We start from the raw sequence: 19,731 nt of genomic DNA, 5'->3' as shown, positions 1-19,731 counted from the left end.
GTGCTATGGTCTATATAAATTTTACAAACCTAGATAATGAGACACAGCAAAAATTGTTGTCTGATTCCAAGGAAGATGTTAAGAGGAAATTTGGAAATCAATTGAAACGATATGCTCAAGAAAATCATATTAATTATGATGCACTTTTGGAACAGGAAGCGATGCGGAATTTATATTCTTACAATTTCGTTTTTAATATTTAGAACGCACTATTTTAACCTAACAGACCTTTGAAATTTCAAGGGTCTTTTTTTGTTTCATTTTGAAATTCGCAATGAAATTTCCAATCCGTTAGAAATTGTTTTAAAATACCATTTTTCACTTCTTAAAAAACAGAGCTTTCTTTTTAAGCAGATAAAAAGCCATTACATTTTTGGATGTAATGGTACTTGTTTTTTGTCCCGCGCGCGGGACGAAAAGGAATAGCAAGAGGGTAACACGCTAGCGCGATGTTTCATTTTTTCCTTTTCTCCGAAACCCTTATAAATAGGGCTTTTTGAGCCATTACTTGTTTTGAATTTTGATTTTTAAGCTCGGTTTTTTCTGAAAAAACGCCGTCAGCCCAATAAAATCAAGCAATTTTTTCTGAAAAATGGATAGAGGTTATGAAAAAGAACGATTTGAAAAGCTGGGAATTAAGGTTTCCGTAGCGCAGAAATTTAGGCAATTCTGTAAAAAAATGTCGCTATCTCAATCGATGACTTTGTTGTTAATGATTGAGTTTTTTGAGGATAATGGCATCTCACCACACGAGTCGGTAGGACCAAAAATGCAGACACTAGAATCTTTAATCAAGAAACGAATTAATGGTGTGATTGCCATTATGAAGGACATCGAAAAGAATCAAACCAAACCTACGGTTGCGATGATACAATCGCTATTTCAACAGGCAAAACCAGAACAAAAAAAGCTGCTTTTGGAAAAAGAAATTCCAGAGGAAAAGAACACGATACGCTTTCGTGAAAAGCTAGAAACAGACAATGAATTGTAAAATAAAACAGCTATGTATATCACAATTACAGCTCAAAAAATAGGTGCTAATTATTCGCAAAGTGCAGGTGATTTTGTTGCTTATCTGGAGAAAGAAAATCAAGGTTTGGAACAAGAAGAAATGGAACATTTTTTCAATCAATATGGTGATGGAATTGGAGCTGCAGAAGTGGTGAAAGATATTGATAGTAACACCGCAAAACTCAAAAAGAAAGAACCAAAATTTTATTCAATAACTGTAAGTCCTAGCAAATACGAATTGCGAAAACTGCAGAATAATCGAGAAGATTTAAAACGCTATACAAGAGCAATAATGAAAGACTATGCTGCATCTTTTAATCGTGAAATCAACGGTAGAAAAGTAACAGTAGATGACATAAAGTATTACGCCAAAATCGAACATCAACGCACCTTTAAAGGAACAGATAAACAGGTGCGAGAGAATCAACCTTTTGCAACTAAAATCCTAAAGTTGAAACAAGAGGTGCGCAAAATTCAACAGGGAGAAATAACTGGAAATATTGAACGATTGAAATTGAAAATTGGCAAACTAGAAAAAGAAGCACCACATCAGCAGGATGGGAAGCGTATTGTTCAAGGAATGAAAAAAGCGGGTAACCAAAGTCATATTCATATTATCGTGAGTCGAAAGGATATATCTAATTCTGTAAGTCTATCGCCAGGGAGTAAATACAAAGCTTCGGAAGTAATGATGAATGGTAAAATGGTAAAGCGAGGATTTAATAGGGATTCATTTTTCGCGAAAGCGGAACAAACATTTGACACAACATTTGGGTACAAACGTAACTATGCCGAATCCTACAAATCGAAAAAGGATTTCATTAAAAATCCGAAGCTCTACTTCTCAACCTTACTTGGATTGCCAGCGAGTGAAAAAGCAGTTGCCTTTAAAATATTAGGGAAAGCAGGTGTGCCTATGGCGAGTATTCCAACGAATAAAGTACAACTCGCCTTAAAGACGATTCGGTATTTGAAACGAGGTGTGGATATAGCAATAAAGGCTGGCTCGATTGGGATATAGTGATGGAAGGATGGGTATTTTGCATAGCGATGTATTCGGGGATGAGCTTAGTATTTTACAGCTTGTTTAAGCTGACACGCTATGCTTTTACATTAAATCTAATATTAGTAGCGGGAAGTTTTGTCTTCCTATTTCATAATGAGTTATTCCTGTCGAGCTTCTTTCATTTTGTGTTGTATTTGGGCTGTCCACTTTTGTTGACCAATACGGTTATGTTGGTGTATTTGGTTAAGGATAGTAAACCAAAATCAGGAGATAAATTCCAAGTGCATTTTAAAACCAAAGGTGCATCATTTAAGGTAGATAATATTAAACGCGGAGCATCCGTAATAGGTGCAGCTGGTAGCGGAAAAACAGAAAGTGTAGTGTACACCTTTCTGTCTCATTTTAGTGCTCATTCTTTTTGTGGTGTCATTCACGATTACAAACATTTTGAAATTACCGAAATGGCATTCCCACTCTTTCAAGAAAATGGGGTTGATTTTAAGATTGTATCGTTTGATAGAATTTTTAATCGTGTGAATCCCATTGCACCTCGATATATGCAAACTGAAGAAAGCGTAAACGAAGTAGCACGTGTTTTGATTGAAAACCTTTTGGAGCAGAAAGAAAGTGGAAGCACGGGAACAAGCAAATTCTTTAATGATGCTGCCGAAGGCTTAATCGGTGGAATGATTTGGAAACTGCGTACTTCTTATCCCCAATACTGCACCTTACCGCATCTCATAGCGATTTATCAATTACTTGACACAGATAGTCTCATTGCTTTTTTAAGTTCTAACACGACCTCTAGAGCGATGGCAGATGCTTTTATTAGCGGGAAAGATTCTGACCGACAAACTGCAGGCGTAAAAAGCACCCTGGCCAATGCGCTCAAAAAGATAAGCACCAAACGAATTTTTATGGTGCTCTCGGCAGATGAGACACCTTTGAATGTGAATAGCCAGGAGCGACCGATGGTCGTTTCGGTAGTTAACAATCCACAATTTGAAACCGCCTATTTCCCAATCATTGCAACCGTTATACACACGATTACCAAGCAAATGAGCATTAGAGCTGCAACACCTTCTTTTTTAATGATGGAAGAAGCACCCACCATTCGATTACTGAATATGCATCGTATTCCTGCAACTTTACGCAGTTACAACATCGCTACGATTTATGTGATGCAGGACAAAATCCAGAACGATATGATGTATGGTGACAAGGCAAGTAAAGCGATACTAAGCAATCTTTCTTATCAGTTTTTTGGAAAAGTAAACGACCCTGACACTGCCAAATATTACGAACGCTTTTTCGAAATCATTAAAAAGGAAACCACAAGCATAAGTCGCGGACACAATCTCAATTTTGATTCTAGAATTACCACAGGAGAACGTGAAGTTGCTAAAAGGCGGGCTGATGTGTTTTTTAGATTAAAGCAAGGAGAGTTTATAACTTTTTCCGATGGTGAGGACAAGAAAATACAGTTTAAACTCCTTAAGATTGTGAAGCAATTACCATCTGACGGTATAGATTATACTGAAGCTGATTTGAATGAGAATTTTGAACGGATTTATAGGGAGGTGAGGTCGATTTTTAAGTAGTTAGTAAAAAATTAAAAGTCTTATTGTATTACTTTTCTAGTTCATTTTGATATATTATATATAGGTTTCATTTACACACCAAAAATTCATCAAGATTGAACATTTCTAAACTACATATTTTTGCAAGAAATACTGATGCTACGGCTTCCTTACGAGGGTATCATTACCAAGTGTTAAAGACACTTGAAACTCTTATCGATAACTACAACGATGAAAAAGAGGATGAAATTTATTGTGATTTCGAAGAAGATATTTTCCAAAAAAACGAAATAGATGGTACTACCAAATTTAGGCAAATCAAATTATACTCGCGTAATTTTTCATTTAGCAGCGAAGAAATACAGAAGTGCTTAGTTCATTTTTTCATGCTCCATGTTAAAACAGACCACGCTTCTCTAGGAAAAGAATTTGTTTTTGAAACGAACACAAATGTAGCCGGTGTCCGAGGGAATAATGATGCCAAGTTATTACAAGAATGGAATAGTAAGCAGGATAACTTAAGTGATGAATTGGTACAAAAGTGTGCTTTAAAGACCAAACAGATTATTACTGAATATATAGAGAAACAGGTTGAATCTCTTAATAAAGAAGATGATAACCGACTCATTGAAGAGGCATATAAGGTTTTTAATGAGCTTCAAGAATCAGATTGGGTTGAGTTTGTCAAAAAGATAAAATGGGTTTTCAAAGATATCAGCTCTGATGAAGAATTTGCTGGTTTACGAGTAAACATAGAACAAAAGATTCTAAACCTTCCATTCCAAATCAATGTAGACAATCTTCCATCCGTATTTGGTGAACTTCACACTTTGATTTGGGACAAGGCTACCAGCAATGAAATAGAGGGAAAAAAAATTACTAATGAAGATTTAACCCAAGTTCTTTTAGGCACATCCGGCAGGGCAGATAAATGGTATTGGGATATATATGAAAGATGGAAAGATGTTGAAAAAATCGAAACATTTAGTATCGGTCAATTTTATGAGTTTATAGACGCGAGCAGACATTGCAGGGTAACCAGTTATCTTACAAACCACAAAAGCCACTGGCTAGGGTTACTTAAGTTATTTATAAACAATATAGATGATAGCTATAAGAGGGTTGCTATTTATGAATATTTATGGCTCCTTTTGCGACCCCTTGATAAACGAGAAATTCCAGATGGGGATTTGACTGGAGAGGAAGAATATTTTCGATTTTATTTCAAGGATTTTGATGATTTTAAGACTGCTAGAGAATTAGAGGATGCCCAAAGTCTTATGAATATTGCTGTTGCCGCTGGTTTTATGGGTAAGACCAGTCTTGAAGGAAAAGAGGTTCAGGGTTGGTTCGACCAAATGCTAGAAACTTTAAAAATTAGAATTGGTGCAGAGACTGACTCTAGTAAACTGTGCCACCTACTAGAAAATCTCGCTAGTTATCATCTTTTTATTAATTCAGGGAGGAACAAAGAAGATAAAAATGTCCAAGAAGTAATTGAACCACTAAACCAAATTTTAGGATTACTTGACCAAGCAGAACTCTACAATGTGTCCAAACTAAACTGGAGATTGGATGATTCTGTTGAGCTAATGATAGAATCCGGAGCAGAAGATAATATTGAAATTATAGACGCTCTATCAGGTTATGGTGAAAGGCTTAGCCCATTTGTTGAAAAGCGAGATGGTAGTTTCAAGTCAGCAAAAGTTGAGCTTAACAAAGGAGTTAAATACCTTCATAGTAATGTGCCTAGACTTTCGCTAAAAGCACTTGAAAGCTTTCATAAGGCAAAGACTAAATTTAAAAACGAAGAAAGTTTTGAAGGTTATGTTCTAGCTCAAATCAATATTGCACAGTTATATTCTGGAATTGGAATGAATTTGGCTGCCAAATATTACGCAATGGGAGCAGCCTGGGCCTGTATTCACAAAGATGATAGAAAACTATTAAAAAGAATTGCGGATGCTTTTGGAATAATTTTTTATGCTGATTTTAAGCAGGGTGCGTGGATGAATGCGATAGTATCTTCAAAAGATTACTTGAGTGCTAGAAACGAATTCAAAGGAACGCCACTCGACCCAGAAAAAGAAGAAATGCCCTTTAAGATTATGGCAGATTTAGCTCTGGTGTTTCACTTAAGCCCCAAATTGGTGCCAGAACTTCAGGTAATGGTTGATTACGAAATTGATAGCTTAGGAGAATTGGGTAGTGATTTTATTAGACCCGCTCTACTTGAGTTAGGAGAAACCCATCCAACATATCAGAAATTAATACCTGCTTTAGAAAGACAGCATACTGATTTACCTCTTAACGACCTTGGACCTACAAGGTTGGTTCGTTTTAATGCTTTGGGAATTGAGTGGAAAATTTCGTTTCCGAATACCTATGAATTTGCACCTCAAGCGGAGGAGTTTTGTGCAATTGCTCAAATAACGATTGCTGAGATTGCTCTTTCTAAGTATGATTTCCATCTGATAAAAGGTAATGTAAACATAGAACTTGAGCTCTCAGACAATTTTAAAGCCCCAGAACAACAACCCTCTAATGATACTATTATATGGAAAGCTTGGATAAGATACCTGGACAGTCAGGATGGTAAAGAGGTTGTACTCAATATTGCAAGTTGTGTTACTGTTGTAAGGGAGATTCTCAGTCGATTAAGCCTTCTTCCTTTCGAAGAATATGACACCCTTTTCTGGACTTTGTTCAAAGAGTCTGATTTAGCAGAAAAAACTAAGATTGAAGGATTGTATCAGAGAATGTATAGATATGCCTTTAGACAGGCAAATTTTGACAGTCTACAACGTCACAGTTTTAATCCTGCGCCGCCATTTAATGACATTGATTTACCAAAAACCAATAAGGTTATGGAATGGGAGAATTCCATAAGTGCAAAATATAATAAAGAAGCATCAATCAAAAATATTGAAGGACGTTTTACCAAAATGAAAAATATAGCACACATAACCATTTCTGAGTTGGTTAAAAACAATGACTTTATTGCGATACTACATTCCTTGAGGGATGAGGGATGGCAAGATTGGCAAATATTTCTTGGTATCACAAATTTTATTATTACGGACAAATTGAATAGGAAATTAGGAGGCGTAGTATTTGAGAGCCAAGAAGAGCAAGATAGAGCACTTCAAAATACTCAAAACCAGTTAAGAAAAATGGATGAAAGTGAAATGATGGTGAAATTTCCTGTAGAGGCTTTCACTTCAGAAGTATTTCGATTTCAATTGAAACATAATTTAATATCAGTGCTTGATTCTTTTGGGCTCGCAAACCCATCTAAATACCCGAATTTCAAAGCTGTAAAAGAGTTTTTGGATATTAGGTTCAATGTCGCTAACGATGGTTCGGGAGAATTAAATCCATTTAAAGACATTTAGAATATGACCATTCAATATATTTTGAAACCTCCCCTGCAGTTTTCAGATACCGAAAAAGAGGACTTTGAATACTTGTTGTATAAGCAAGGACAGATAGATAAGGTTGAAGGAAAACTGGAGCGATGCTATAAAGTATGTCTTGTAAAACTAAACGGGGACTCTATCGGAATTGGTGCTTTAAAGCAGGTATACAAATCACCTTTTGCATATGCTGGTGTATCTGAGATACAGCACAACTACAACTACGAAATAGGCTATCTGTTTGTTGACAATGAATCTATTAACAAAGATTACGGAAGCTTAGGCGTTGGTAAATATATTACACGCTTACTATTAAGCCAAGTGACTGGAGAAAATGTATTTGCTACTACGGAGTCCAATGATGAAAATCGAATGCTTTACATATTGAAATCTTTTGGTTTCAAGGTTTCGGGAAGCCCATACCTAGGTAGGACGACTAAAAAAAATATTGTTTTAATGACATTGGACAGAAAAAAGATAATGTAAAAAAACAAACTCGATTTAACATAAATGAATTTTGAAATAATAAATAACCTTACCCGAGAAAACCATTTTAAAAAGCTGATTGAAAACTTTAAAGTTTCAGATGAGATTATAATTATTAGCCCTTTTATTTCTACGGATGAGAATTTTTTTCCTTGGCAAGATTTTACTTGCCTGAAAAAGATAAAGCTTGTAACTACCTTAAAACCAAAAAGCTTAGACCAATATAACAAAGTACCATTTTTTAAATATTTGTGTGATTTCTGTAAAACAAATTCTATCGAGCTTGAAATTTTAATTGAAAACTCTTTGCACGGGAAAATTTATATTTCAAAAAGTCAAGAAAAGTATACTAGTGCAATAATTACTTCTGCCAATTTTACAAAGAATGGTCTACGTTTAAATAATGAGTGGGGCACTGTAATCAAGGATAAGATTCAGATAGAGCAATTAGAATTTAATGTTTTAGATAAGGTTGTTCTTCAGGCCTTATCTGAGAAACAAATTGATGACTTTATACAGGTTCTCAAAAAGAATCCATTACCTAAAGAAAGAAATCCTATAAATATTAATCTGTCTAAACATCTTCTTTATAAAACGAATCCACTTAAAGTTCTCGGCAAGGTCAATTATTGGTTAAAACCAATAGGTGTAAGTGGAGATTTTATTTCTTTTGACCAGGTTTTCGATGAGATTGATAGTAATTTACATTTTTCGAAGACAAGACCAACAGGTGTTAAGGTCAATGACATTCTTATTGCCTATGCCGTAGGTCATAAAAATATTCTGTCCATTTACCGTGTCAAATCAGAAGTGAAAACTACTCAAATAAAAAATGATAGATGGCCTTATTTTGTTGTAGGTGAAAACCTCACGCCATTTTATGGCCAAGAATGGAGTAGTTATAAAATCGGTATATCAAACCAAAGAGATGAAGTAGTAAAAAATAGACTTTTTGACGTGACACCAAGTGGTAAGAATAGTTATGGGAGTTTGATGAGAGGAGCAGATAAATTAAGAGTTACTCCTGAATTTGGACAATACCTTATTGATAAAATTGTGAAAATAGATACAGAAATGAGAACTCAATCTAATATTAACTAAGTGTCTAGCAGAGTGTTTTTTGCCTTAATCTATGTAGTCTAAGAGCCATACAGTTTATGTTGAGCAATCCTAAAAAGGCGAAACCTCACGTCGTCCTTTTTCAGTTACCTTCCATTATCCATCTTCCTTCCGAAGATTTTTAAGAAGTTACCATCTGATGTTATAGACTACACCGAAGCTGATTAGAATGAAAATTTTGAGCGGATTTATAGGGATGCTAAGGGTATTTTTAATTTTAATTAACCCTAAATCTATGGTTTTTGTAAATTGGGCTTTGGATGTCTAAGCAAAAATACTATCAGAATATTTATGCATTGCTTAAAGGATTAAAAACAGTAAAGCCTTTAAGTGAAAACTTTCACATACATAAATTTTCTGATACACCTAATACTTGGATAAAGGAGACAAGTATTTTTAGAAGTGATACTTATTCTATTATTCTTTTAACCAAAGGAGAAGCAAAATATAAAATTGGGTTATCTGAGTACCATATTAATGATGGCAGTATTTATTTTCAAGCACCACAACATTTGCGTTATTACAATAGGTTGTCTGACTGGGAAGGTTATGTAATCGTATTTATGGATAGCTTCTTTGAAAATCACTCTACCTTAAAACAATTAGTAACACAGTTTGAAGGTTTCAAAATAGCTTCAAAAGTAGTCGTCCCATTAGAGGGAAAAGTTCTTGCCGAAACAGAACAGATGTTTCAACACCTATACGATATTAGCTACTCAAATAGTGTAAATAGATTTGACAAAGCAAAGGCTTTGTTAGAACTTATCTTACTTCAATGTACAGAACATTATAAACTACGCTATCAAAATGTTAAGGAAACTAAACAAAACCATATCGTAAAACAGTTTGAGGGAATTGTGGAAGAGCATCTTTATAATATCACTCAGGATAAAGTAGAGCGGTTAATCACTATTTCAGAAATCGCTGAACAAATTAATATAAATGCTACCTACTTGGGCGAGGTTCTAAAGAAAGTAACAGGCAAGACCCCAAAGGAAATTCTTTCAGATAGAATTATTCTTGAAGCACGTTCACTTTTGAATAATACCGATATGGCCATAAATGAAATAGCCTACTTCTTAAAATTTCAAGACGCCTCTAACTTTACTAAGTTTTTTAAACTAAAAACTGGTGTTTCACCATCAGAATATCGAAATTAAATCCAATTTTTATTAAAAAACTGGAAAATTTACCAGTCATTCTGATTTCTTCACCATAAAAAGCACTCTTATCCATCTGATATTTGTACTGTAATTAAAAAAACAGTATAAAATGAAAACAGATAATACATTCAAATTAGGAGATTTCGAAATCAACAGAATAGGCTTCGGAACAATGAGAGCTTCAACCGGAGCTGGTATTTGGGGTGATAACCTGAATAAAGAAAACACTATTAAGGTCATAAGAACCGCGATTGAAAACGGTGTCAACTTTATTGACACAGCGGATTCTTATGGTCCGTATACTTCAGAACTTTTGGTTCAGGAAGCCATAAGACCTTTCGGCGATAAAGTGATGCTTGCTACCAAAGGTGGTGCAGTAAAATATAAGCCAGGTGCAATTATCGCAAACGGACATCCTTACTACTTGCGTACTGCAATAGAGGGTAGTCTAAAACGATTGGAAAGAGAAACCATCGATATGTATTTCCTACACCGTGTAGACTCTAATATTCCGATTGAAGAATCAGTAGGTGCTTTAGCTCAATTTCAAAAGGAAGGTAAAATAAAGCATATCGGTATTTCTAATGTGACCGTTGAGCAATTGGAAAAAGCGCAAACCGTTGCTAAAATCGAGGCGGTTCAAAATGCCTTCAGTTTTAAGGACAGACGTTATGAAGCCGTTGTACAAAAAACAATGGCAGAGAACATTGCTTTTGTGGCACATACACCGGTGGCGGTCAACAATTGGGATGATGCCACTTTCACCAAAGCAAAAGAAGCGGGTATATCTACCAATCAACTTTCCCTTGCTTGGTTGCTTCATTATGCACCCAACGTGATTTCAATTCCAGGGACATCTTCAGAAAAACATCTATTGGAAAATTTAGCTTCCTACGATGTAAACATCAAGTTTTAAAATAAACGATAACATATCAAAAATCAGAAATAATGAAAAAAGTAATAACAATAACAGCAATAGTATTTGTGGCACTAGGAATTTATGGATTCGCAACCTTAGAATCCAACGAAAAAAAGGACAAAGGTCTTGCCACCTTAAGTTCAGACCACATAGCGATAGGGGTAACGGATTTTGAAGAATCGGTTACTTGGTACAAGGAAATCTTAGGTTTTAAAGAAGAGTTACGGTGGGAAGTTGACGGACTTGACGGTTTGAATTTTGCTTATTTAGTGACCGATAACTATAGAATTGAAATCATAGGCAATAAAAATGTAACAACCACAAATTCGGGTCCTAAAACTTTTGGAGACCACCTTTCACAGCAAGGTTATGTTCATCTAGCTTTTGAGGTAGAGGATATAGATTTAGCCTTTAAACAACTGGAAGAAAAGGGACAAACCATTTTTATCCAGCCTTTTACAGCACCTATGCATACGACGCACGAAAGACGTATTGCATTTATAAAAGACCCGAGTGGAAATGTGATTGAGTTTGCAGGAACTTTCCATCAGTTAAAGAATAAAAAATAGAAATAATGAAAACGATATTTATAACAATAATCGCTGGGCTTATGTTGCATCCAACATTAGCTCAGCATAAAAATGGAGGTTTTGATTACCAAAGCATAGAAGTTTTTGGACAAACCTTAAAATACATTGAAAAAGGGCAAGGAGAGACCTTGATTTTATTACACGGTTTGGGAAGTAATTCCGAAAGATGGATAAAAAATATAAACGTACTATCTAAAGAGTACAACGTAATTGCTTTGGACCAAATAGGCTTTGGCTATTCGGACAAACCTCTAATGCCATACAAAGGGTCAACTCTAGTTGAGTTTTTAAATGAGTTTATAATTCAAAAAGGAATTAGTAAGGCGACACTTATAGGTAATTCTATGGGAGGTTGGGTCGCTGCACTCTTTGCAATACTGCATCCTGAAAAATTGGACAAACTGATTTTGGTTGATCCAGCATTTTTATTAGGATTACCAGATGATGCCGATATCCACGAAATATATGCCTTTGCCAATCCAACAACAGTTGAAGATATGGTAAACTATATAAAGCGAATCTACTATCAAAATGAAGATTTGTTGAAAATAGAAAATCTCAGAAAAAGTTTGACAAAGAAGTTGAGTTGGAACGATGGCTATACAGTATATCAAATAATAAAATCTTTAATTCAGAAGAAAGACTTATTGCTAGATTCCTTAGATAAAATAAAAGCAAAAACTTTGATAATCCACGGAGAAAAGGATGCTGTAGTATCAATGGAAACCATACAAATATTGAAAAAACAAATAACTAAAAGTGTTACTGTAATCTATGAGAATAGTGGGCATTCCCCTATGTATGAGGAACCAGAAAGATTCAACACCGGAGTATTACAATTCTTAAAGGAAAAATAAAATGAAAAAGTTAAAATCAATATTCATAGTTTGGATAGCGATTTATCCACCAATAACAATAATTCTATCACTCTTTGGGGAATACCTGAATGCATTGCCCATACTGATAAGAACCTTTGTTCTTACGATTGTATTAGTTCCGACAATGGTGTATGTTTTGATTCCGTTTTGGACTAAGATTTTTGAAAAGGTAAATAAAATTTAGGCGATTAGTGTTTATTGCCTTCCTGAAATTTTTTAAAAAGGACTTACTTCACGTCTCCCTTTCTCAGTAACCTTCCATTGTCCATCCTCTTTAATTAACTTGAAGATTTCCGGTGTTTCTTCATAGGAGGTTGAGAATTGTACCCAGGCAATGTAACCATCTACAGTTTCTTGCAAGACTTTAAAATTTGATGCGCCTTCAGCCGGGTCACCAGGAGCCATCACAGCTTGTATGGACATAAAGGAAGCATAGCTTTCCGATGTGGTATGTTTCTTTAGTTTGCTATTGTCCTTTTGGTAGAAACTTTCTACGACAACCTTGGCCGTATCGGTATGAGACAATTGACCTTGACTGCAAGCAAGCACAGCCAAGGTCAGGAGATAAAATGCTATTTTTTTCATAATACTATCAATTAGGATGATTTATAAAATAGTCTGCTATAAATAGTGCCAAATTACGTTCGCCATTGGTCTCATTTAATTCTAGTACCACTCTGCGTTCGTTACTAATAGAAAACTTGGGTAGTGCAAAGACCATTCTAGCTGATGTGCCTTTCTTTATTTTAGTGGGCTTTTTATGAACATAACTCGGTGTTTGATATAGCTTCTGCAAAGACTTCTTTTTTCCTTTTTTACGAGTGGTAATGGAGAAGTCTATAAAATTGAGGTCATAGTCTAACGACGACCTATTATCGACTTGTACAACGAAGTACAATTCTTCCTTATCAAAAACAATATTCTCAACGGTCATAACGATACCGCTTTGTCTTGTTCTTATCCTTCCGATGCGCTGTTTTCGCTTTATCAGATATGAGCAAAATCGCTCATAGTATGCCGATTTATCAAAGCGTGACGCAGGTAACGTATCAAGGTTAGTTAGTAGGTCTTTCTTTCGCTTTTCATTGCCAATTGCCGTCGAAAGCGGTATAAAGTAGTTGTACCGTTTTAAGTGGTTTTTATACTTTACAATATACGAAAAAATATCACCATTATTGTTGATTATCAGCAAATTACTTTCCTTTCCAGGCTTGGCTTGAAGCAATCCAAAATGCTGTTCTTTTTCACGGTTATAAGTAAATATGAAGTGATTTGCTCCAGTAATTCCCTGGCGTATGGGATTAGGGAAAAACAAGGCTACGTTCATATCATCATTGGCATAAATAGTGTCTAAAATTTCAGTAGTGTGTTTGGCGGTTTGCGCTGTAGCTTGTGCCGAGCATAGTCGAGGTGCGAAAGCGGTACATAGTAAAAGACCACTCAATAGGATTAACTTTTTCATATTGTATAATTTTAATACCCTTAGAGGGTGATTATTCTTGTTTTAAAATGAGTTTGTAATTGTTTACAATCGTGGCTTTTACATTACGATTACTACGTTGGAATAGTTGTTTGATGCCACTAACTTGTGGTACACCACCAATATTGATATCGTTTACTACATCTTCTACAATTTCACGTCTGGCATCAGCCCGAAAGCTATTTTCTACATAAATACCTTCACTGCCATCCTCATAATCGAATGCCGTTAGATTTACTGATGTATTCTGAATATTTTCAATCTCAATTAAAACACGATTGGGCTGAAAGCTTATAAAGCCAAACACAGGTGTGTTTTTTGGGATGAGCCTGTTATTTATTATGGCATCCTTATAAAGTCGCATACGTAATCTGAAATCCGCTTTAACGGTCTGATTGCCGTCTACAGCTACATATATCTGATTGTCAGTTTTGATATTGGTAGATTGTTCGTTTTTAAGAGGATTGGAAGCAAAAAATAATTGATGTTCTAAGCCTAGTTCTTTTGTTTCAATGGTTTGGTCAACCTTGGGAATGATGCTATCCTTTTTGGGAGTAATAGGTTTTGCTTTGATTTTCGGAGCGGCATCCCGATATCGATTTTCTTTGTAATCAATTTTTCCAAGTCGGTAAATGCTATCTACAATGCGCTCCTTTTCTTTGATGGCATTTTCTGGGTCATAGTAACCAAGGGAGTCTAAAAGGCTTTCATCGTAAATACTAGGAGCATTGGTTTCGCGTACTTCCTTCAGGTCGTTAATGGCATCCAATTTTGAAGTGTAATCTTCCTGCTCTTGTTCTAATTCAGGTACAAGGGTTTGTTTTAGGTTTTCGGTATCAGACTCATCATCGCCCAAAGCAATAAATGAGTAGGAAATCAAGAAAATCACTACGATTCCGATGATAGCTCCAAAGACTAATTTGTTCTTTTCGATTTTCATAATTAAGTGTTTTAATCCCTATGATTAGGGGTTAGTGTTTTCAATCTTCTTTAAACTACTTTCAAAATAGTTGGTGATAAGTAGTCCGTGCGTATTATGCGGAAAGTTGCGATTCACATTGATTAAGTTTCCTGTGGAGACCAATTCGTAAGTATCGACTACAGTACCACGATTAATTTCAAAAACGGTAGTGGTTCTAAAAGCAAAGGATTCTGCATTCAGGTCGAGTTGGGTTTCAATACTCAATACTTTTTGTACTAGGGAATATTGAAGTAATCGGTTGTAAACCCCATCTGCTTTTTTCTGTCGGTATAGATTATCAACTGAGCTGTTGCCAAGCCACAAAGCTTTCTCCAAGTTCTTCTCGTAATTACTTGCATCGATATTATAGAAATACGTATGAAATAACTCCAAATGCGCTAATGCTTCCACCTGAAAGTTTTCCTTTTGCGCCACCCATTTCAAGGGTATGACTGTACCATCTGTATTAATGGCGAAGGAGCTGTTCAATGCTTCGGTGTGGATTTTGTGAATTAGAAACCCACAAAACCCACTTGTCCCCAAAGCACACACAACAACCGATAACACGATAAAGCGATTGATTCTTAATACAGCATATATGTTTTTATAAGACGTTTTCATTTTAAGTAAAGAGTTTAAAGGTGAAGGTGGTGGCACGTTTGTATAGCTTGAATTTTAGGAACACAATGAAGATGATAGACCCAAGTTCCACCACAGGAGCAAAAAAGTTGCTGCCTACGTCAGTACCGAACAAGTCCACCCAAAAGGAGGTATTGATTTCAGTATAAATGGCATTGATAAAAACATTGACCAAAAAGAACGCTGGAACGAGCATATATACCGCAGCATATAACTTGAAGAAGTTATAGGCCATAGACCTGAACTTTTCAAAAACTGCAAGACTCAATACTAAGGGGAAAAAGGCTTGCATTATGCCTAATAAGAAATAGCGTTCTGCAAGGAAAAGCGGATAAATGAAAAGGTCCAAAATCCATAGTCCTAAACTGATGATGAACGATATGATTTTCCAACCGAACAATGGTGTGACCAAAGCATCATAAAGCAGCGCCATTGCCTTTTTGGCGGCTTCCAATGCGCCCACATCCTCTTCAATAGGAATGTCCTGTAATTGTAGTGGAAGGAGCGCAGGAGCCGTGTTTCGGTATTGCCCCTCAATGGCTACTAAAATGCCATCGAAAAAACCGAGGACTTGTGTGGAGAAGATAACCAGGAGAACTACCGCAAAGTTTTTGGCAAGTTCCCCTGGACTCAATCCCCAAGTATAACCATCCTTGTTTGCAATACCTTCATTGTACTTCTTTAGAATATTGACCAAGAAAAACAGCACCGCAAGGGTTTTCATTCCTGCAATGGTATACTGCGAGAAGTCACTGTTTTTTATCACTTGAAAAACAGCATCGATATACTCTAGTCCTATTCCTAAAAAGATATTTGCTGTCATCTTTAATATGATGTTGCGCGATTATTAATTTTATCCTGCATTTTTCTAAAGGAGATAATGTCTTGATAGCGTTTTGTCTTTTGGTTGATTTCGGCAACCATTTCAGCAGACTCACGTTCTTTTGCTTTCAGAATTTCGGCACGCTCAGCATCTGTCATTTTTAAATAATCGCTCGATAGAATTTCGTCAATAAAATCTACGGTGTCCAGTGAGCTTTCCACGATAGTATTAAAAGAATTGGTAATGGCGTTTACTTCCTCTACTTTGATGTATGGGGAGCTTAAAATATCATTGAGGTCGTTTTGCAATACATTGAACAGCTGTTGATGATTGTTGGCTATTTCCTGTACAGCTTTTAACTGTCTCACAACGTTTGTCACTTTCTCGATGCTCTCCTTGGCGTCTTTCATAAACTGAACAGTCTTTAATAACTGTGAAGTTTGCTTTGCAGATTCTATAAGCGACTTAGCGAGGCTTATAAAATTGGTGTTGTCATATACTGGCATTCCTTGGGCGGTAGCACCGCCAGGCAATAAAAGGGCTATTGTAAGTGCTAACCCGAATACTATTGTTTTGATTTTCTGTTTCATAGTGTTTTTATTTTAAGATGAATATTCAGTGATGGCTTTCTCCATATCTTTATGTTTATCGAAAAGCCGCATTATTTCTTCGTTCTCTTCGCCATCTGTGAGGTAAGCCGCGAAAACTTTTTTAGGAACTTCTAGCCGGAATATGTTACTCTCTTTGCCAATCTTGATGAACATTTCGGTGTACTTTCGAGTTCCTGTGAGGTTATTTTTGATGGATTTTAGTTGGTTTAAATCGTGGCTTGAAAGGTTGAGACGTTTTTGTAATTCGTCATAACCTTTCTCATTATTCAGACTGTAAATGACTTGCGTATTTTCTAGTATACTTGCCGAAGTTGAATTATTGGGTAACTGATTAATCGACTGTAAAATGATACCAATGGCACCGTTCTGTTTTCTAATCGCTTGATAGTAGAATTCCACACTTTCCAGTACATTATCGAACTTCAGTTGTTTTGCAAACTCATCAAAAAGGATAATGCCTTTTTCTGCACGATTTCTCCAAATGGTCCGTTGGATGGCAGACTTAATGAGCTTCAGCATTACCGAAAGGATTTCCTTGTTATCCTTTACTTCATCTAGCTCAAAAACGATTAAACGTTTGTCTTCAATTTTGTAAGTCTGGTCTTCACTCACTTCAAAAAGAAAACTGTATAATCCGTCACCTACATACTCAGACATTATGTGCAAGAAGTTGGTAATGTTGAAATAGTCCTCGTGTATTTTCAACTGCTGCAGTAGTTGTCCTTGATTGGCTTCGATAAAGGCGTAAAAGTTATTTAGGGAATGTCCAAATGCAGTTTGTTTGTAGTAATGGCGAAGAATCTTTTTTACAGAAACCGATTGCGCTTTGGTCACTTTTAAATCTGAAGCAAATAACTCGAATAAGAAAACCGAAAGGTCTTCTAATCGTTCTGGTGTGATATCTTTTTGATTGCTGATGTAAAACGGATTGATACCAAGGTTCTTTCCGCTTTCATAGCGAAGTACTGTGTATTGCTCAGGATAGAGTTTGGCAAACTTGGTATACGAACCACCTAAATCAATAATGACCAGACGCACACCACTTTCAAAGTATTGACGTAGGATGTTATTGGCCAAAAAAGACTTTCCTTCACCCGTTGGTGCAAAAATGGCAAAGTTTCGTGCCTTTATACGTTTCTTGCGCTCGTCCCAAACATCCTTTAGAACAGGAATATTATGTTCACGGTCATTGAAGATGATGCCTGTTTTATCCGACTTATAATTACTGTTGTTAATCAACAAGCATAAGGCGTGTTTCAAGTCGGTTACGTACACATCCTCATTAGAAAAGTTTGAAGAATGGCAGAAGTAACTATTCAAAAAATAGTTTTTGCGTTCTTCGCCTCGAGGATAATAAGGGATGATATCTAGTTCCTTAAACTCGGTTTTGATTTTGGATGCTATACGGTTGAGTTGTTCTGGATTCGTATGCCAGTACACAATATTCAAATGCCCTCGAATAACACGAGCACGGTCATCGGCATTAATCTGGTCTAAGATGTGTTGTATTTTTCCAAGAACGACTTTATTCTGTGAACCAAAGTTGGAGCTCTTATTAAGCTCTTCTACTTTCTTATCGAGCAGCTTACGCCACTTTTGCTTGTCATCTAGATAGATGATTTGATTTACAATATGATTCTCATTTAAAGTCAATCCCAAACCATCAATATATCCTTGATGAAATACAAAATCGTCTGAAGTAAACTTGTCATTCGTTTTACTCGTTTGTACGCTTTCGCCAAAGCACAATTCGCTATTTACGCCAAGGGCATCAAAGTAATGCTCACCGATATTAGCATTGGCTTTATCAAGAATAATGTCAGTATCCAGACCATTATTAAAACCGTTGAAGTAGTTGTTGGTAAGCGTATGGATTTCCTGTTCTGTTAAGGGCAAGAATTCCATTTTCCGACTATTATTAATAAACGATATGGAATCATTCACAGCCCCAACAAAGGCGTTGACATTATCATCCATTTCCCGAATTGCTTTTTCAGAAACTTTGCGAAACGGATTTACATATTTGCTGTTATTTAATGCATTGTTTTTGGTGAGAATAAAGAACAGATAGGATTGATGTTCCATATACTCCCGACCTTTAAAGTGTGCGTGTGTTGCTTTTTCAAGAAAGGTTTTGTTAGGTATTTGTTCCGCATTATAGTTTTGTTTTATGTACACATCTTGCTTATGAACCACGCAACCAGTGGGTAACGATTTTAAAGCCTGAAACCAAGAACCGTGCATATCTTCAAAGTCCTTTTCAGATAAGGAATAGATTTCGGGTAAACTGCCTTTATAGCATAGTATCACATTGCCATTGTTGGCAAATACCACATTGTCTTGAATGTCAATGATGGGATGATATGCAGCGAGATTTATTTTATTCATAATACAGGGCAGATGATTTTTTATTACTGATAATTCTTGGGAACACCTTTGCGAATTGAAGTAGCTGCGGATTGTGAGCAAATCGAGTAAGACCTATATAAAGCCCTGCATTGAACACAAGTACGCCAATGATGATACCGAAGCTGAATGAGAAGATGATGACTAAAAGCGATGCAATCACCGCCACCATCATTAGTGCAAACAGGGACACGGGCAATCCAAAAATCATTGCCCGCTTCCTGATATTTTTATAGACTTCGAATCGCTTCACTATACTACGATGCCTATTAAATAAGTGAATATGCCTACTACAGCTCCTGCGATAAGCACAAATACCAATACTCTGGTAATTCCTTTCTTCAGGTCGGCATTCTCGCCAAAGAAATGTCCTGCATTAAATAGAAAACCGACAAGGAAGATGACACCTAAGAGAATCGGGAAGATGGCTCTTATAGTATCGCCAACATCGTTTACGGAGTCTTCAATACCACCAATTTGCGCGAAGCTAGGAGCCGTTACAAAGAGTAAAGCCAATAGCTTAAGAATTGATTTTTTCATAATGATTTCGATTTAGCCTTACGGCGTGATTATTAGAATTTTACGAAATCTATTATGAGAGGATGGTTATGTAGAAAATCCCCTAAAATTTAACGTAGCGGGC

The 19,731-nt window shown here is 36.0% G+C and carries 21 protein-coding genes; 12 read left to right on the top strand and 9 right to left on the bottom strand.

All coding sequences use genetic code 11. From position 1 onward, the window contains the following. Positions 1–5: 5 nt before the first annotated feature. The 12 genes from ACY2RT_RS12735 (at position 6) to ACY2RT_RS12680 (ending at position 12,352) form a co-directional block, all read left to right on the top strand. Positions 6–203 carry a hypothetical protein gene (locus ACY2RT_RS12735; RefSeq protein ID WP_490156302.1) on the top strand — a complete coding sequence of 66 codons (198 nt, stop codon included), beginning with the start codon at positions 6–8 and terminating at the stop codon, positions 201–203. A gap of 389 nt (positions 204–592) precedes the next feature. Beyond that, entirely contained in the window at positions 593–991 is a 399-nt protein-coding gene (locus tag ACY2RT_RS12730; protein WP_378291994.1) for a BfmA/BtgA family mobilization protein, read from the top strand. Between the two features lie 12 nt (positions 992–1,003). Further along, entirely contained in the window at positions 1,004–2,032 is a 1,029-nt protein-coding gene (gene mobB, locus ACY2RT_RS12725; protein WP_490156301.1) for a MobB family relaxase, read from the top strand. Between the two features lie 41 nt (positions 2,033–2,073). Beyond that, on the top strand, positions 2,074–3,618 hold the full coding sequence (locus ACY2RT_RS12720; RefSeq protein ID WP_490156300.1) for a type IV secretory system conjugative DNA transfer family protein: 1,545 nt from the start codon (positions 2,074–2,076) through the stop codon (positions 3,616–3,618). A gap of 95 nt (positions 3,619–3,713) precedes the next feature. Then, positions 3,714–6,992: a hypothetical protein gene (locus tag ACY2RT_RS12715; RefSeq protein WP_490156299.1), complete on the top strand. Its 3,279-nt coding sequence runs from the start codon at positions 3,714–3,716 to the stop codon at positions 6,990–6,992. Positions 6,993–6,995: 3 nt separating this feature from the next. Then, on the top strand, positions 6,996–7,499 hold the full coding sequence (locus ACY2RT_RS12710) for a hypothetical protein (RefSeq protein WP_490156298.1): 504 nt from the start codon (positions 6,996–6,998) through the stop codon (positions 7,497–7,499). Positions 7,500–7,523: 24 nt separating this feature from the next. After that, a complete protein-coding gene (locus tag ACY2RT_RS12705) occupies positions 7,524–8,600 on the top strand; it encodes a restriction endonuclease PLD domain-containing protein (RefSeq protein ID WP_490156297.1) in 1,077 nt (358 codons plus the stop codon). A 278-nt stretch (positions 8,601–8,878) separates the two neighbouring features. Continuing rightward, positions 8,879–9,778 (top strand): helix-turn-helix domain-containing protein, encoded by a 900-nt coding sequence (locus tag ACY2RT_RS12700; protein WP_490156296.1) that lies wholly within the window; start codon positions 8,879–8,881, stop codon positions 9,776–9,778. A gap of 112 nt (positions 9,779–9,890) precedes the next feature. Next, complete coding sequence (locus tag ACY2RT_RS12695; RefSeq protein ID WP_490156295.1) at positions 9,891–10,697, top strand: aldo/keto reductase; 807 nt, start codon at positions 9,891–9,893, stop codon at positions 10,695–10,697. Positions 10,698–10,729: 32 nt separating this feature from the next. Next, positions 10,730–11,269 (top strand): VOC family protein, encoded by a 540-nt coding sequence (locus tag ACY2RT_RS12690; protein WP_490156294.1) that lies wholly within the window; start codon positions 10,730–10,732, stop codon positions 11,267–11,269. A 5-nt stretch (positions 11,270–11,274) separates the two neighbouring features. After that, positions 11,275–12,147, top strand: a complete 873-nt coding sequence (locus tag ACY2RT_RS12685) for an alpha/beta fold hydrolase (protein ID WP_490156293.1) — start codon at positions 11,275–11,277, stop codon at positions 12,145–12,147. Position 12,148: 1 nt separating this feature from the next. Continuing rightward, entirely contained in the window at positions 12,149–12,352 is a 204-nt protein-coding gene (locus ACY2RT_RS12680) for a hypothetical protein (protein WP_490156292.1), read from the top strand. A gap of 32 nt (positions 12,353–12,384) precedes the next feature. Here ACY2RT_RS12680 and ACY2RT_RS12675 read toward each other — a convergent pair whose 3' ends face one another. From ACY2RT_RS12675 to ACY2RT_RS12635, 9 genes are all read right to left on the bottom strand, one after another. Beyond that, a complete protein-coding gene (locus ACY2RT_RS12675; protein ID WP_490156291.1) occupies positions 12,385–12,693 on the bottom strand; it encodes a hypothetical protein in 309 nt (102 codons plus the stop codon). Positions 12,694–12,760: 67 nt separating this feature from the next. Then, positions 12,761–13,630, bottom strand: a complete 870-nt coding sequence (locus tag ACY2RT_RS12670) for a DUF4138 domain-containing protein (RefSeq protein ID WP_490156290.1) — start codon at positions 13,628–13,630, stop codon at positions 12,761–12,763. A 31-nt stretch (positions 13,631–13,661) separates the two neighbouring features. Beyond that, entirely contained in the window at positions 13,662–14,588 is a 927-nt protein-coding gene (traM, locus tag ACY2RT_RS12665) for a conjugative transposon protein TraM (protein ID WP_490156289.1), read from the bottom strand. Between the two features lie 24 nt (positions 14,589–14,612). Then, positions 14,613–15,230, bottom strand: coding sequence for a conjugal transfer protein TraK (locus ACY2RT_RS12660; protein ID WP_490156288.1), 618 nt, complete (start codon positions 15,228–15,230; stop codon positions 14,613–14,615). Between the two features lies 1 nt (position 15,231). Continuing rightward, entirely contained in the window at positions 15,232–16,071 is an 840-nt protein-coding gene (locus tag ACY2RT_RS12655) for a hypothetical protein (protein WP_490156287.1), read from the bottom strand. A gap of 2 nt (positions 16,072–16,073) precedes the next feature. After that, positions 16,074–16,661: a conjugal transfer protein gene (locus ACY2RT_RS12650; protein WP_490156286.1), complete on the bottom strand. Its 588-nt coding sequence runs from the start codon at positions 16,659–16,661 to the stop codon at positions 16,074–16,076. Positions 16,662–16,673: 12 nt separating this feature from the next. Continuing rightward, positions 16,674–19,070 carry a TraG family conjugative transposon ATPase gene (locus ACY2RT_RS12645; protein WP_490156285.1) on the bottom strand — a complete coding sequence of 799 codons (2,397 nt, stop codon included), beginning with the start codon at positions 19,068–19,070 and terminating at the stop codon, positions 16,674–16,676. Further along, positions 19,063–19,341, bottom strand: a complete 279-nt coding sequence (locus ACY2RT_RS12640; protein WP_490156284.1) for a hypothetical protein — start codon at positions 19,339–19,341, stop codon at positions 19,063–19,065. Before ACY2RT_RS12640 ends, ACY2RT_RS12645 begins: the two co-directional genes overlap by 8 nt. Further along, positions 19,341–19,628, bottom strand: a complete 288-nt coding sequence (locus ACY2RT_RS12635) for a hypothetical protein (protein ID WP_378291966.1) — start codon at positions 19,626–19,628, stop codon at positions 19,341–19,343. The genes ACY2RT_RS12640 and ACY2RT_RS12635 overlap by 1 nt, the downstream gene beginning before the upstream one ends. Between the last annotated feature and the right edge of the window lie 103 nt (positions 19,629–19,731).

The organism is Ulvibacter sp. 2210JD10-4 (assembly GCF_058148525.1).
The sequence above is the reverse complement of the archived record's forward strand: the minus strand, read 5'-3'. Positions and strand labels throughout refer to the sequence as shown.